We start from the raw sequence: 14,178 nt of genomic DNA on the forward strand, positions 1-14,178 counted from the left end.
TCGCAGCTTGGCTGCCGCAGTATTAATACGCTCTTGCAAAAACGACGGTGTGCTTGGCAGGCTGCCCGCATACCAGACAAGTATGCTTCTCTTCCGCAGGCTCGAAAGGAATGTTCCGGCTGGTAGCCCCGGTCTCTTCCTTCACCTTGCTCTCGCAGGCTTCCGAACCGCACCATCCTGCCAGTGTAAATCCGCGCTGCTGTTCCATGCTGCTCTTCATTTCCTCCAGCGTATCCACCGAATAGAAATGGTCGTTCATAAACTGCTTCGCACGATCAAACATTTCCTTCTGGACCTGATCCAGCATCGTCTGAACTTCTTCGACCAGATTGGTCTGCTGGACAACCTTCTTCTCGCCGGTAATCCGGGAGACGAGCACGCAGACGCCGTTCTCCATGTCACGTGGACCGATTTCCAAACGGACCGGAACGCCGCGCATTTCGTATTCGTTGAATTTCCATCCCGGACGAAGGTCGCTGCGGTCGTCCACGCGCACGCGGATGCCTGCCTGCTTCAGCTCGGCGAACAGCTCGTCCGTGCGGCCAACGACGGCATCCCATGTTTTCGGCGGGCCGATCGGAATCATGATCACCTGTGTTGGAGCCACCTTAGGCGGCAGCGCCAGGCCACGGTCATCGCCGTGCACCATAATCATCGAGCCGATCAGGCGCGTGCTTGTGCCCCAGGATGTCGTATGCACGTATTCCTGCTTGTTGTCTCTGCTTAAGTATTGAATGTCAAACGCCACCGCAAAGTTCGTGCCCAGGTAGTGGGAGGTTCCCGCCTGAACCGCGCGGCCGTCCTTCATCATCGCCTCGATGGAGAACGTCTCCACCGCACCGGCGAATTTCTCGGAAGGCGTCTTCTGGCCGGTAATGACCGGAATCGCCAAAAACTCTTCCACGAATTGACGGTACACTTCCAGCATCTTCATCGTTTCTTCGCGCGCTTCTTCTTCCGTCTCATGAGCGGTATGGCCTTCCTGCCACAAAAACTCGCTCGTGCGGAGGAACGGCAGCGTGCGCTTCTCCCAGCGGACGACGTTGGCCCACTGGTTAATGAGCACCGGCAGGTCGCGGTAGGACTGGATCCATTTGGCGTACATGTGCCCAAACATCGTCTCGGACGTCGGACGGATCGCCAGACGCTCCTCCAGCTTGTCTCCGCCTGCCTCAGTTACCCAAGGAAGCTCGGGATTAAAACCTTCGACATGCTCTTTTTCTTTCTGGAAAAAGCTCTCCGGAATAAAGAGCGGAAAATAGGCGTTGCGATGACCCGTTTCCTTGAAACGGCGGTCCAGATCACGCTGGATGTGCTCCCAGATTTCGTAGCCGTCCGGACGGAAGACGATGCAGCCGCGGACCGGCGAATAATCCATCAGATCGGCTTTCTTGATTACATCAATATACCAGCGGGAGAAATCTTCTCCCTGCGGCGTAATCTCCGTCACAAATTGTTTATCGTTTGACATAAAAATGGACTTCCTCCCAAGTTCACCCCGTTCTAGCCGGGGACATCATTAGTTATCCGTTAATCAATCGTAATATATCATTGTAGGTTACGGCAATCATTAATAGGAACAGCATGGCGAAGCCCACAAAATGGACCATGCCTTCCCGGCTCGGATCGATCGGCTTGCCCCGCAGCGCTTCGACACCGAGGAACACCAGCCGGCTTCCGTCCATCGCCGGGATCGGCAGCAGGTTGAAAATCCCCAGGTAGAGGCTGAGAATCGCCGCCCAATACGTCAGCTGCACGATGCCCTGCTTCGCGATCTGGCCCGTCACCTCGAACGTCCGCACAGGTCCGCCCAGATCGTCCATGTTAAACTGCTTGATCAGCTGGCCGAAGCCCTGGAAAATAATTTTGGTCGTATCGACCATCGCGACTCCCGCTCCGCTGAACGTTTCGCCGATCGACGCTTTGCGGCTTGGCAGCTGCGGCGTAATGCCTACCTTGCCGCCTTCCTGGCCTTCCATTGCACGCGGAGTCAGCGTCACATTAAATACCTCGTCTCCCCGGCGGATCGTCCATTCCATCGGCTTGTCCTTGGATTTGGAGGTCAGATCGATCATTTTCTGATAATCCGCGCCGATCTTCACGCCATCGATCGATTCGATGATGTCGCCCTTCTTCAGGTTCGCTTCATAGGCAGGCATTCCTTTGGAGATGTCGCCGATCTGCACGTACGTCGGATTTTCCAGCGGAATCCCCGCCATCTGCAGATGGACCCCGAAGAGTACGAAGGCCAGAATAAAATTCATCAGCGGCCCCGCAAAAATCGAAAGCGCGCGCTGCCCCACCGTCTTGCTGGCAAACTGGCGGTCTCTCGGGGCTATTTGCGTCTCATGGGATTTGGCGACCAGCATCGCCTTCGGATAAATCGGATACTGCTGGCTCTCGCCGTCCACGTTCAGGCGGACCTTCAAATCATCGACCATATCGATGAATTCCACTTCTCCGCGGATGACGTTCTTTCGGTTGTCCAGCTGATCCAGATATATCTTCTTGACTTCGCCGCCGCTGACGCGGACCGCGATGGTCTGGCCGGGGTGAATTTCCACGATTTCAGGATCTTCCCCCGCCATCCGGGCATAACCGCCAAAAGGCAGCAGCCGCAGCGTAAACTGCGTTTCATTCCGTTTATAAGAAAACAGTTTCGGACCGAAACCGATCGCAAATTCCCGTACCAGTATACCGGCGCGTCTGGCAAAGTAAAAATGGCCCCATTCATGCACCGTCACGATGACGAAAAACATGAGTACCGTCAAAAATACTACCTGCACCATTTCCAAGCGTCGCATCCCCCTTAATTTGTCTGAGACCGAAGTTTCTGTCGCATCTATATCATCAGATGGATTAAAGCCCACAGCGCGAAAAGAAGCTCGTCTTTAATTCAGTCTATATAGATTATCATTATTCTCCGGTCCCGCACAAGAGAATCACATTCTCGTCATTTTTTAAAATCAGGGGAGTAGAGTGATGTATTGTTATGCCGCTTGCGTGCCCGCTTACAGCTTGGCAGCAAGCAGCCGCGTATTCCGGTCGCACTCCTCAATGTCCGCCAGCTGCGGATTCGGAATGTTGGCATGCCGGTCGAGCACTTCCTCAATAATATCCTCTATTTGTAAAAACGAAATCTCCCTGTTTAGAAACCGGCCTACCGCCACTTCGTTGGCTGCGTTAAAAGCGGTGGTTGCTGTACCACCCATTTTACCACATTCATAGGCAAGTCTTAAACAAGGGAACCGCTCCATGTCCATTTCTCTAAAATGCAGCTTGCCCACTTCGGCCAGCGACAGCCGTTTGGCAGGCGAATCCCAGCGTTCCGGGTAGGTCAGTGCGTACTGGATCGGTACGCGCATGTCCGGATTGCCCAGCTGGGCGATGATACTCGTATCGCGGAACTCCACGAAAGAATGAATGATGCTCTCGGGGTGAAGCAGCACGTGGATCTGCTCATACGGAAGGCCGAACAGCCAATGGGCTTCAATCACTTCCAGCCCCTTGTTGACCATCGTCGCCGAATCGATGGTGATTTTCGCACCCATCGACCAGTTGGGATGCTTCAAGGCATCCTCCACCGTCACCGATTGGAGCTGCTCCCGGGTCAAATCCCGGAACGAACCGCCGGAAGCGGTCAGCGTGATGCCGGTCAGGTCATCGCGGCGTTCACCGTTCAGGCATTGAAATATAGCCGAGTGCTCACTGTCGATCGGCAGCATCTTCACGCCTTTTCGCTTAATGGCCTCAGTGACAAGATGTCCTGCGGTTACAAGCGTCTCCTTGTTAGCCAGTCCAATGTGCTTCCCGGCTTCGATCGCCGCCAGCGTGGAATGCAGCCCCATGCTGCCTACCACTGCCGTTACTACCGTATCGGCGTCCGTGCCGGCCGCTACCTCCACCAGCCCTTCATTTCCATAGAAAATTTCCGTACCTGGCGAAACCTGCGTTTTCACCTGTTCAGCCAGTTCTTTGGTCGCGACCGAAACCTTCTTCGGTCTGAACTGATGAACCTGCCGGAGCAGCAGCTCCACGTTCGACCCGGCCGCAAGCCCTTCGATTTGAAAATGCTCCGGATGCTTCGATACGACATCCAGCGTCTGCGTGCCGATCGAGCCGGTAGAGCCGAGAACGCTTAATTTCTTCATATTGAACCTTCTCTCGTATTAATAAGGCATCAGCATCATGATATGTACGAACGGAAATACGATAATCCAGCTGTCGCAGCGGTCCAGGATCCCCCCATGACCCGGCAGCAGATTTCCCGAATCTTTGATGCCGTATACACGCTTGTACGCCGATTGGACCAGATCCCCAAGCTGACCGGCCACCGCGCATGCCAGGCCGATCGCCAGCGCTCGTCCGATCGTGAGCAGACCGCCCGACAGAAGCGCAAAGACCGCCGATGTCAACATGGCGATCACCACACCGCCAAGGGCGCCTTCGATCGTTTTATTCGGGCTGATCGCCGGCCACAGCTTGTGGCTGCCGATCCATTTGCCCACGAAGTACGCTCCCGCATCGCTCGCCCATATCGACACCAGCAGCAAAAACGTCCAAAACACCCCGTGCCCGTCCGGGGCGCTGCGGGATTCAGCAATGTACGAAAAGCCGACGCCCACATAAACGGATCCCAGAAAGAGCAGGGAGATCATCTGAATGTCCATCTTGTTTTTTGGTAACGACGGTCACCAGCAGGAACAGGAACAGAAGCAGCCAGATGACGTGCCCGAGTGGAAGCGGAAAGCTGATATCCAGCAGCTTCCACGGGAACATAAATACAAGCACGCCCAGGTATCCCAGCATGGCCGTACCGCTAAACGGGGATACCCGGGTCATTTTTACAAATTCATAATATCCGATCATTGCCATCGCCAGGACTAGAATGTGGTACGGCAGGCCGCCAAGCAGGCAAAATCCCAGAAAAACGACACCCGCAACAATTCCTGTGATCAGTCGTTGTTTCAACGGTATTCATCCCCCATCAGGCTAAGTCAGTCCGCCGTATCGACGCGTTCTGCGCTGGTATTCAGCAACCGCTTCGTATAAATGATTTCGGTTAAATTCAGGCCAGTAAATATCGGTAAACCACATTTCGCTGTACGCGAGCTGCCACAGCATGAAATTGCTGAGCCGCATTTCGCCGCTCGTCCGGATAATGAGGTCCGGATCCGGCATGCCTCCCGACAGCAAATGACGGTCGATCAGCTCCGGGGAAATCTCGTCAGGCGACAGCCTGCCTTCCTGAATCTGTTTGCCCAGTTCCTTCATGCAATCCGTCATTTCCTTGCGGCTGCCGTAATTGAGGGCGAAATTGAGGACAAGCCCGTCATTGCCGGCCGTCCGGCGCATCGCTTCCTCCATGGCATTCAGCGTGTGCTTCGGCAGACCGTCGCGGTCACCCATCATGCGGACCTGCACATTTTTTTGGATCAATTCGTCCAACTCGATCGCCAGAAATTCCTGCGGCAGACGCATCAGAAAGTCGACTTCGTCTTTGGGACGCTTCCAGTTTTCCGTAGAGAAAGCATACAGCGTTAAATATTTAATGCCCAGCTCGTCGGCAGCTATGGTTGCCCGCTTCACTGCCTTCATCCCGGTCTGGTGCCCGACGATTCGCGGCAGCCCGCGACTTTTGGCCCAACGCCCGTTGCCGTCCATAATGATGGCCACATGCTCAGGAACGTTGTCCATGGATCGCTCTGGCAAAAGCTGCGAGTCCTTCTGTTTCCACCACGATCGAACTCGTTTGATCATTCTAGTTCCTCCAAGCGGGTTTCTGCAAAAAAGACACAAACCCCACCATAAAAGGAGGGGCCGCAAGTCTCTTATACTTCCATGATCTCTTTTTCTTTAGCTACGAGCACCTTGTCGACTTCCGCAATAAATTTATCCGTCGTCTTCTGGATGTCTTCCTGATGACGGTGCGATTCATCCTCAGAAATATCGGTTTTCTCCATCTTTTTGATGTCGTCGTTGGCATCTCTGCGAATGTTGCGGATCGCCACTTTCGCCTCTTCGCCGAACTTCTTCGTCAATTTCACGAGTTCCGTGCGGCGTTCTTCGGTCAGCGGCGGAATCGAAAGACGAATGATGTTGCCGTCATTGGCTGGCGTAAGTCCGAGGTCGGACTTCATAATCGCTCTTTCGATATCGGCCAGCGAAGATTTGTCCCAAGGCTGGATGAGCAGCGTGCGCGGATCCGGCGTGCTGATGTTGGCCAGCTGGTTCACCGGTGTCATCGCTCCATAATACTCCACTTGGATCCGGTCAAGCAGTGCCGGGGCGGCGCGGCCGGCGCGCAGTGTGGCGAGGTCTCTCTTCAAAGCGCCGATGGCTTTTTCCATGCGTTCTTCTGCGTGTTTTTTACCGTTTCTGGCATTAGTCTACGCTCCCTTTAACAATCGTTCCGATTTTTTCACCCAAAACGACCCGTTTGATGTTCCCTTGCTCGGTAACAGCAAATACGATCAGCGGAATGTTGTTGTCCATGCAGAGGGATGATGCCGTGGAATCCATCACACCCAGATTCTTGTTCAGCACGTCCATGTAAGTAAGCTGTTCATATTTCTCGGCCGTACTGTCTTTGAACGGATCGGCGGAGTACACGCCGTCCACTTTGTTTTTGGCCATCAGAATCACTTCGGCCTCGATTTCAGCCGCACGCAGGGCAGCGGTTGTATCGGTCGAGAAGAACGGGTTACCCGTTCCTGCGGCAAAAATGACCACGCGGCCTTTCTCCAGGTGACGGATCGCTCTGCGGCGGATATAAGGCTCTGCAATTTGCTGCATGGCAATCGATGTCTGTACGCGCGTCGGCACGTCGATTTGCTCCAGGGCATCCTGAAGCGCCAACGAATTCATGACCGTCGCGAGCATCCCCATGTAGTCGGCTGTCGCGCGGTCGATCCCGCTGGAACTGCCAGCGATGCCGCGCCAGATGTTGCCGCCGCCGCAGACGATTGCAACCTGAACGCCAAGATCCACCACTTCTTTGACTTGCTCTGCAATGGATCCGATCGTTTCCGCATCGATACCATAACCGTTCTGACCTGCGAGGGATTCCCCGCTGACCTTCAAGACAACTCGTTTAAATACAGGCTGTTCCAAATGTTTACCCTCCACTTTAAAGACATCACCATATGGCGCCAGTTGCTGCAACTAACGTTCGGCGGGCCCTATCCGGTAAACACCACACCAAACCGATGTCATTCTCTTCAGAAAAAAACGTCTGCCCTTTTAAAAAAGAGGGAACACTGCGTGTTCCGCTCTTCTCTTGTTCTAGTTATAGATGCCGCAAAAAAAGGGCTCTTATTGTTTAACTTGCGCCATAACTTCTTCAACGAAGTTGTCGACTTTTTTCTCAAGACCTTCGCCCAGTTCGTAACGAACAAAGCGGCGGATGGAGATGTTTTCGCCGATGGTGCTGATTTTTTCGTTCAGCAGCTGAGAAATCGTTTTGTCCGGATCCTTAATGAAGGATTGCTCCAGAAGGCAGAACTCTTCGTAGTATTTACCGATGCGGCCTTCAACCATTTTTTCAACGATTTTTTCAGGCTTGCCTTCGTTCAAAGCTTGGGCTTTCAAGATTTCTTTTTCTTTCTCTACTTCTGCTTGAGGCACTTCTTCGCGGGAAACGTAACGCGGGCTCGAAGCTGCGATATGCATCGCGATGTCGCGAGCGAACTCTTTGAACTGGTCTGTTTTACCAACGAAGTCGGTTTCGCAGTTGATTTCAACCAGAACGCCGATTCTTCCGCCGGCGTGGATGTAAGCTTCTACAACGCCTTCCGTAGCTGCGCGTCCAGCTTTGTTTGCTGCTGCAGCCAGACCTTTTTCACGAAGGAGTTCTGTTGCTTTGGTGATATCACCGTTTGCTTCTTCCAGCGCTTTTTTGCAATCGAGCATACCTGCGCCTGTTTTTTCACGAAGTTCTTTTACCGCACTAGCACTTACTGCCATCGAATATTCCCTCCAAATAGGATGCTAATTTTTCAGCCAGGCGTCACACCTGATCTTTGTTTTCATCTTAAAAAAAGGGCAGTGAGAGGTTATCCACCTACCAACCACCCTTTTCATTTAATTCATGTCTATATTACGTAACTGTCGGAACTTAGGCAGAAGTTTCTTCGCCTTGGTGAGCTTCCACCACAGCGTCAGCCATTTTGCCAGTCAACAGCTTAACGGCACGGATCGCATCGTCATTACCAGGAATAACGTAGTCGATTTCGTCCGGATCGCAGTTCGTGTCAACGATACCTACGATTGGGATACCCAATTTGCGGGCTTCGGCAACCGCGATGCGCTCTTTGCGCGGATCGATGATGAACAGGGCGCTTGGCAGGCCTCTCATGTTCTTGATGCCGCCCAGGAATTTCTCAAGACGATCTTTCTCTTTGCGGAGAAGGATGACTTCTTTCTTAGGAAGAACAGCGAATGTGCCGTCTTCTTCCCATTTTTCGAGTTCTTTCAAACGGTTGATCCGTTTTTGGATCGTTTCAAAGTTAGTCAGCGTTCCGCCGAGCCAACGTTGGTTGATGTAGTACATACCGCAACGTTCTGCTTCTTCTTTGACGGAGTCTTGGGCTTGTTTCTTCGTGCCGACGAAAAGAATTGTTCCGTTCTCTTCTGCCACGCTTTTCACGAAGTTAAAAGCTTCTTCGACCTTTTTAACTGTCTTTTGCAGGTCAATAATGTAAATTCCGTTTCTTTCAGTGAAGATATATTTATCCATTTTCGGGTTCCAGCGACGTGTCTGGTGACCGAAGTGAACGCCAGCTTCGAGAAGCTGCTTCATGGAGATAACTGCCATCTTCACACACCTCCTAAGTTTGGTTTTTTATTGTGTCCTCCGCTGCTTTCATTTCCCGTCAAGACTCTCCATATGGAAAGCACCCTTTACGAAATCCGACAGCGTGTGTTTTAACACCGTCATTTAATATACCATATCTAAAAGCTCGATGCAACGCCTAAGGGACGGCTTTTTTTACATGCAAAAAACCGTCCAGCCGATTGTCGTTAGCGTGACGGTTTTGTCGTAATTTTAGCGATGATGGAACTGAATTCCTCGCCGGGTGAAAACGTGTATTGGCCGGTCTGGATTTTCGTGCTGATCTTGAGCGATCGGCCTTTTTGCACGAATTGGTCGGCGTCGGCGATGACCCCCGCCTTCTCCAGCTTGCCGGCGACGTCTTCCAAGTTGTTCCCGCTGGCGATTTTCACTTCAACCGCTTTGGCCGCCGGCATAGAAGGCGTTTGCGGCTGCTTGGCTGCTGAAGCCTCACCGGATCCCGGAGTGACCGACTGCGGCTGCTTAGAAGCGGTAGGCTGCTGCGGCTTATCCGGCTGGGCCGGCTGTTTGCCCGCGTCCGCGGCCTTTGGCGCCTTCGCTGCGTCTCCTTTGGGAACCGAGCTCTGCTCAACCATCTGCTGCTTCCACTCCTCCTCGGTCATCAGCTTGTCCTCCTTGCCGACGACCTTCAGGTCCATCGTCTCCGCCTGCTGCTCAAGCTCTTCCTTCGTCAGGCTGGCAGCTGACGGAGCCTCTCCGGCCGGGCGGCCGGTACCCTGCCCAAGGATCATCAGCTGCAGCAGGAGGGCTCCAAGCAGGAGACCCAAGCCGAGTCCCATCATGAATGTCCGATTTCTGATCACAGCGTCTCCTCCTGTTTCGCAAGCTGAAGAATCAACTGGATTTCGCCGCGGTGCATGCCGGTCATTTTTCCAATCGCATCAATGGATTTGCCTGTGTCGTACAACTCGAACAGCTCCGGGTACCTGTCCCTGATCGATGGCTGCTGCTCAGGCAGCGTTGATTCCGTTCCATTCTGACCCTCTAGATCTGCACCAGCTGCTGGCTCCAGGAAAGCTCCCGGCTCCACGGCCGCGGCCGTTTCACGGCTAACCGTGGCCTGTCCGGCAGGCAGGCTCTCCATTTGCGAAAGCCTGGCATCCTGCTGCACAACCTGCTGTTCAAGCGAAACGAGCCGCTGACGCATCTCCGACAGCTGTTCCTGCTGGGACAGCTGCTTGGCCGCCATATCCTGCTTCATTTGGGAAACCAGCTCGACGAGCTCGACGTTTTCATTTTCAATTTCGGCCATGTACTGCTCCAGTGTAGCCTCGACCTGCTTGACCACGCTGCCCTGCTGGCTCTGCTCCTCCTTCCGCTTAGGAAGCATCATGGCATACACCAACGCGGCAGCGCCCAATATAACAACGATTAACCAAGGTTCCAAGTAGCGGTTCTCCTTTGACTGTAAAATTCATGACGGGGCAACGGATCATAGGGAAACATCCAGATGATGTCCCTTGAAGGGGTGCTGCGCATTTTGCAGGTCCTCATGCTCCCCTGCCGATGGACTATCGGTTTGATTACGCCGATGCTTGTTCCGTCCGCCCTCATCCCGAACGGCGGCGTCCGCCGCTTCGTCCACCGATTCGCTGCGCTTGCTCATTTCCGCTGTTTCCTTAAGCTGCTGTTCGGCCAAAAACTGCTGATCCTGTGCAGGCCGGTGCTGGAGCTCGTTTTGCACCTTCCCGGCCTCGCTGGTCCGTGGGATCGCAATTTGCATTTCAACCGCCTTCATACTCATTCGTCTTCCTCCTCTTATCGATAGGAATCGTATCCAGAGTACTTTGCTTCTTTTTAGAGATTGTTCAAAAAGACCGCTTTTGATAAGAAACCGTCTATCGACGTACCTTCAAGGAAGACAGACCGCGTTTAAAGGTAATTTTTCTTGCAATATCATGAAGCAATGGATCTGGATGTTTATACTTTCTGATATTATAAGAAAACCAATCGAGGCCAAAACCCGACCTTTTTGAACTCGCACTTTATATTAAATGTACGGAGCCATCGTAATATCGCCCTCATGATAATAAAATGAAACCCGTTCCGCCGGGTCCTTAATAAATCTGGTGTATCTGCCGATAACTATTTTAGAGCCTCCGTAGACCACTTTCACGACGTCAACGCGGGCCCGCACTGAATCTTCCAATGTTTTCTCGATTTCCAGTATACGTTCTTTCGCTTCCATCTGCTCCCGGTCATTCGATTTCTTGGTGGCGTTCAGTTTGAGCCTAAGCGCCATCTTGTCGGGCGGTAGCTGTCCTGAAGCAGCCAGCTGATTCAACAAATACAATGCCTTGTCCGTCTTGTCCTGCGCCTCCGCCAGCTGCCTGATCTTGCCCCGCAGTTCGGATAGCTCGTTTCTTAGCTCCGGCAGAACCCCCACCTCAATCGTCGTCATGGTGGACATGCTGTTGCCGATAGTTCTGGCAATGACCCGCTCTCCCGCCTGAATGACACCGCCGACGATCAGCCCTTTGGTAGCGTTGCACAGTACGTTTCTTCCTGCCCGGATGTTGGAGTGCATGATGCTCTGCGAGACGATGACATCTTCCCCGGCGATGACGTTGCCGTCCTGGATGAAAGAGCTTTTTACATGTTGGCCCGCTTTCACATAACCTTTGTTGTAACCGATGATCCCGCTCGTAATTTCAATGGACCCTTCCGCTTCCAGCTCCGCGCCCTCTACGCCGCCGACCACGCGGATATCCCCTGCCGCTTTCACACGGAATCCGGTCAGAACGTTCCCACGAATGACCACGGTACCGACAAAGTCGATGTTGCCCACACTGTAATCCACGTCCCCATTCACCTCATAGACGGGAAAAACGTTGATTTTTCCTTTATCCGTCGTGGCGATCAGGCCGTCGATGGCGGCATACATGGCTGTGTTTTCCGGGTCGACCACCACATTTTTTCCTACCTTAAAATAGGCTTCTTTGCCGGGCTTGAACGGAATCATTTCCCCGGTAACGCTGAGTCCCGGTTTGCCAGGCTCGGGCGGAATCCGTTTGGCGATCAGCTGGCCCTTCATGACATTGTTGAGACTGATCAGTTCTTTATAGTCCACTCTGCCGTCTTCGGTCTCGAGCGGCCTGTGCTCCTTGTCATCTCTGAGGTTGAAGGCATACTCGATCCGGCCGTCCTTACCGCTGACCGGCTGCTCACCGAAGGCAATCGCGGTCCGTCCAAACATGTACTCCTGAGGATGGCTGCAGATCCGGCTCAGGACCGCCTGGTCCATGCCGAACTGGACTTGATGGCTCCTCAAAAAGAGCTGAAGCTCTTCCTCCGTCACCTCAAAATCCTCGGAACGCTTGGAGAACTGCAGATAGGCGACGCTTTTATCCTCCGAAAAGGTAATATCCAAATAGGTTTCAAGCGCGATTGGAGCTGTCAATCGTTTTCCTCCTTTCTACTCGTGCAACGGTTAATCGTTTTGCATCAGTAAATCCCGGTTCTTCTCCAGCGTTGCGCGCAGCCGTAAAATGGCCTTGGAATGAAGCTGGGATATTCTTGAAGGTGAAAGTGACATGACTTCTGCGATTTCGCTTAAAGATAAGTCCTCATAATACAGCAGGGATACGACGGTTCTTTCTTTCTCGGTAAGCTTCTCAATCCCTTTGACGAGAGACTCCCGCAAATAAAACTCGTTCACTTTGTAATCCGGATTTTTGGCTTTGTCGTCGACCATCACGGACAGACGCGTCTCGGATTCCTCCTCGCGGATCGGGTCTTCCAGCGAGCAGAGCGACATCACGGCAACTTCCTGGAGCATTTGGTGAAAATCTTTCTCGGACACGTTTAAATATTCGCTCATCTCCGAGTCCGTCACCGTCCGCAGGTGCCTCTGTTCGAGCTGCTGATAGGCGTCCTCGATCCGCTTGGCCTTCTCCCGGACGGAACGGGGCACCCAGTCCCCCTGCCGCAGAGAATCGAGAATAGCTCCCCTTACCCGGAAAGAAGCGTAGGTCTCAAACTGTAGTCCGCGTTTATAGTCAAATTTGTCAATAGCATCGATCAGGCCCATGACGCCGTTGCTGGCCAGATCATCCTTGGAAACATTCCTTGGAAGGCCGATGGCAAGGCGGCTGGAAACATATTCCACAATGTGGAGGTGTTTCTCGATCAGGGACTTTTTTGCGTCAATATTTCCATGTTCTTTCCATTGCTCCCAGAGCTCGGCATGATTCAGGTGAGAAGCTTTGCGCTCGCTCATTTCCCCCACCCCCTATTTTTCTGACAGGTGTCGAACGGCTTTCGCCAGTTCTTCCGGATCTTTCGCCGAAACCAGCTTCGGCGGATTGAGTGGTGTAAAGCCTCCCCCATCCTCTTGAACGGAGGCGGGCTTCGGCGTCAACAGATCATTTAACTCATCGCTCTCATCCGGGGTCGTCACATCGAACCGGGCACCCCGCTCCTGTTCGGCTGCTGCCTCCTGCTCCGCTTCGGGAACGCTGACCACACCCCATACCCAGCGGAGCAAAAAGGCGAGCAGAAACCAGATGACAAAGGATATCAGCCCTCTGATCAAGCTGGTCATAAACAGGTTGTTTCCCATCGAGATCAGCAGCATCAGCACGAATCCGACAGCACCAAACACAAGGTTAAACAACAAATTTCCTTTCATGGCTACAATTCCTTTATACCCATTTGTACACTGCGCACGGACAGGATTCCGCTGCCTGAATCCAGTTCAATGGTTCGTCCGTGACTTCCGCCCGTGTCTTCGGCGATTAACGGGATATGAAGATTTGACAGCATCATTTTGCATGATTCCACATTCCTGGGGCCGATTCTCATCGTATCCCCGGTACCGGCCATCAGGAACATTTGCGATCCTCCGGCCATCTTGGCGACAATTCTGGAAGGCGAGGCACCCATGGCCACCAGCCGCTCCAGCAAGGCAGGCACTGCGGTATCCGCATATTTGGCGATATTCAGCTGCCCTTCACGGGCAATGTCTGAGGACGGCAGCATAATATGAGCCATACCCGCAATTTTGAGCAGAGGGTCGTGAAGGGTAATTCCGACGCATGATCCGAGGCCCAGCGTGCGGATGACCCCGGGATCGCGCACGACGTTCATGTCGGCCATGCCTACTTTAACGATGCTTTGCTCTTCAATCATTCTCTAGAGGCACTCCCAGGGCTTGAAAAATTTTCGCGAACGAGTCCGGATCGGGGATCAGAAAGAACTTCCCTTCCACCTCATGATCGCCCTCGAGAAAAGTCGTATCGATCAGCAGCGCATCGTCGCCCATTTGGCCAAACTGGAGCAGCCCGTAGCTCAGAACGGCGCCGGCCATGCCCATCGCCAGGCCA

General features: G+C 53.2%; 15 protein-coding genes and 2 pseudogenes. All 17 read right to left on the reverse strand.

Translation table 11 applies throughout. The annotated features are described in order from the left end of the window. Positions 1-22: 22 nt before the first annotated feature. Positions 23-1,471, reverse strand: a complete 1,449-nt coding sequence (gene proS, locus CPT76_RS16335) for a proline--tRNA ligase (RefSeq protein ID WP_105443610.1) — start codon at positions 1,469-1,471, stop codon at positions 23-25. A gap of 52 nt (positions 1,472-1,523) precedes the next feature. After that, a complete protein-coding gene (gene rseP / locus CPT76_RS16340; protein ID WP_105443611.1) occupies positions 1,524-2,795 on the reverse strand; it encodes an RIP metalloprotease RseP in 1,272 nt (423 codons plus the stop codon). A gap of 216 nt (positions 2,796-3,011) precedes the next feature. After that, positions 3,012-4,151 (reverse strand): 1-deoxy-D-xylulose-5-phosphate reductoisomerase, encoded by a 1,140-nt coding sequence (locus CPT76_RS16345; RefSeq protein ID WP_105443612.1) that lies wholly within the window; start codon positions 4,149-4,151, stop codon positions 3,012-3,014. 18 nt (positions 4,152-4,169) lie between these two features. Next, positions 4,170-4,971, reverse strand: a pseudogene (locus CPT76_RS16350) (phosphatidate cytidylyltransferase). Between the two features lie 21 nt (positions 4,972-4,992). After that, positions 4,993-5,760 (reverse strand): undecaprenyl pyrophosphate synthase, encoded by a 768-nt coding sequence (locus CPT76_RS16355; protein WP_105443613.1) that lies wholly within the window; start codon positions 5,758-5,760, stop codon positions 4,993-4,995. Positions 5,761-5,831: 71 nt separating this feature from the next. After that, entirely contained in the window at positions 5,832-6,350 is a 519-nt protein-coding gene (frr, locus tag CPT76_RS16360) for a ribosome recycling factor (RefSeq protein WP_105443614.1), read from the reverse strand. A 34-nt stretch (positions 6,351-6,384) separates the two neighbouring features. Beyond that, on the reverse strand, positions 6,385-7,113 hold the full coding sequence (gene pyrH / locus CPT76_RS16365) for a UMP kinase (RefSeq protein WP_076168079.1): 729 nt from the start codon (positions 7,111-7,113) through the stop codon (positions 6,385-6,387). A 201-nt stretch (positions 7,114-7,314) separates the two neighbouring features. Then, entirely contained in the window at positions 7,315-7,965 is a 651-nt protein-coding gene (gene tsf / locus CPT76_RS16370; protein ID WP_076168081.1) for a translation elongation factor Ts, read from the reverse strand. Positions 7,966-8,116: 151 nt separating this feature from the next. Further along, positions 8,117-8,815: a 30S ribosomal protein S2 gene (rpsB, locus tag CPT76_RS16375; protein ID WP_105443615.1), complete on the reverse strand. Its 699-nt coding sequence runs from the start codon at positions 8,813-8,815 to the stop codon at positions 8,117-8,119. A gap of 206 nt (positions 8,816-9,021) precedes the next feature. Further along, positions 9,022-9,657 carry an endolytic transglycosylase MltG gene (locus CPT76_RS16380; RefSeq protein WP_105443616.1) on the reverse strand — a complete coding sequence of 212 codons (636 nt, stop codon included), beginning with the start codon at positions 9,655-9,657 and terminating at the stop codon, positions 9,022-9,024. Beyond that, positions 9,654-10,241 carry a hypothetical protein gene (locus tag CPT76_RS16385; protein WP_181152878.1) on the reverse strand — a complete coding sequence of 196 codons (588 nt, stop codon included), beginning with the start codon at positions 10,239-10,241 and terminating at the stop codon, positions 9,654-9,656. The genes CPT76_RS16380 and CPT76_RS16385 overlap by 4 nt, the downstream gene beginning before the upstream one ends. Positions 10,242-10,286: 45 nt before the next feature. Further along, complete coding sequence (locus tag CPT76_RS16390; RefSeq protein ID WP_105443617.1) at positions 10,287-10,598, reverse strand: hypothetical protein; 312 nt, start codon at positions 10,596-10,598, stop codon at positions 10,287-10,289. Between the two features lie 246 nt (positions 10,599-10,844). Next, entirely contained in the window at positions 10,845-12,254 is a 1,410-nt protein-coding gene (locus CPT76_RS16395; RefSeq protein ID WP_105443618.1) for a flagellar assembly protein A, read from the reverse strand. A 30-nt stretch (positions 12,255-12,284) separates the two neighbouring features. After that, the gene (locus CPT76_RS16400; RefSeq protein ID WP_105443619.1) at positions 12,285-13,073 is read right to left on the reverse strand and encodes a FliA/WhiG family RNA polymerase sigma factor; all 789 of its coding nucleotides are present in this window, start codon (positions 13,071-13,073) and stop codon (positions 12,285-12,287) included. Positions 13,074-13,085: 12 nt separating this feature from the next. Continuing rightward, positions 13,086-13,484, reverse strand: coding sequence for a hypothetical protein (locus tag CPT76_RS16405; protein WP_105443620.1), 399 nt, complete (start codon positions 13,482-13,484; stop codon positions 13,086-13,088). 2 nt (positions 13,485-13,486) lie between these two features. Next, positions 13,487-13,984, reverse strand: a complete 498-nt coding sequence (locus CPT76_RS16410; protein WP_076168100.1) for a chemotaxis protein CheD — start codon at positions 13,982-13,984, stop codon at positions 13,487-13,489. Further along, positions 13,977-14,178, reverse strand: a pseudogene (locus CPT76_RS16415) (CheY-P-specific phosphatase CheC); the annotation flags it as partial. The pseudogene CPT76_RS16415 and the gene CPT76_RS16410, both read right to left, overlap by 8 nt.

It is taken from the genome of Paenibacillus sp. AR247 (assembly GCF_002968895.1).
Lineage (GTDB): Bacteria > Bacillota > Bacilli > Paenibacillales > Paenibacillaceae > Paenibacillus_AQ > Paenibacillus_AQ favisporus.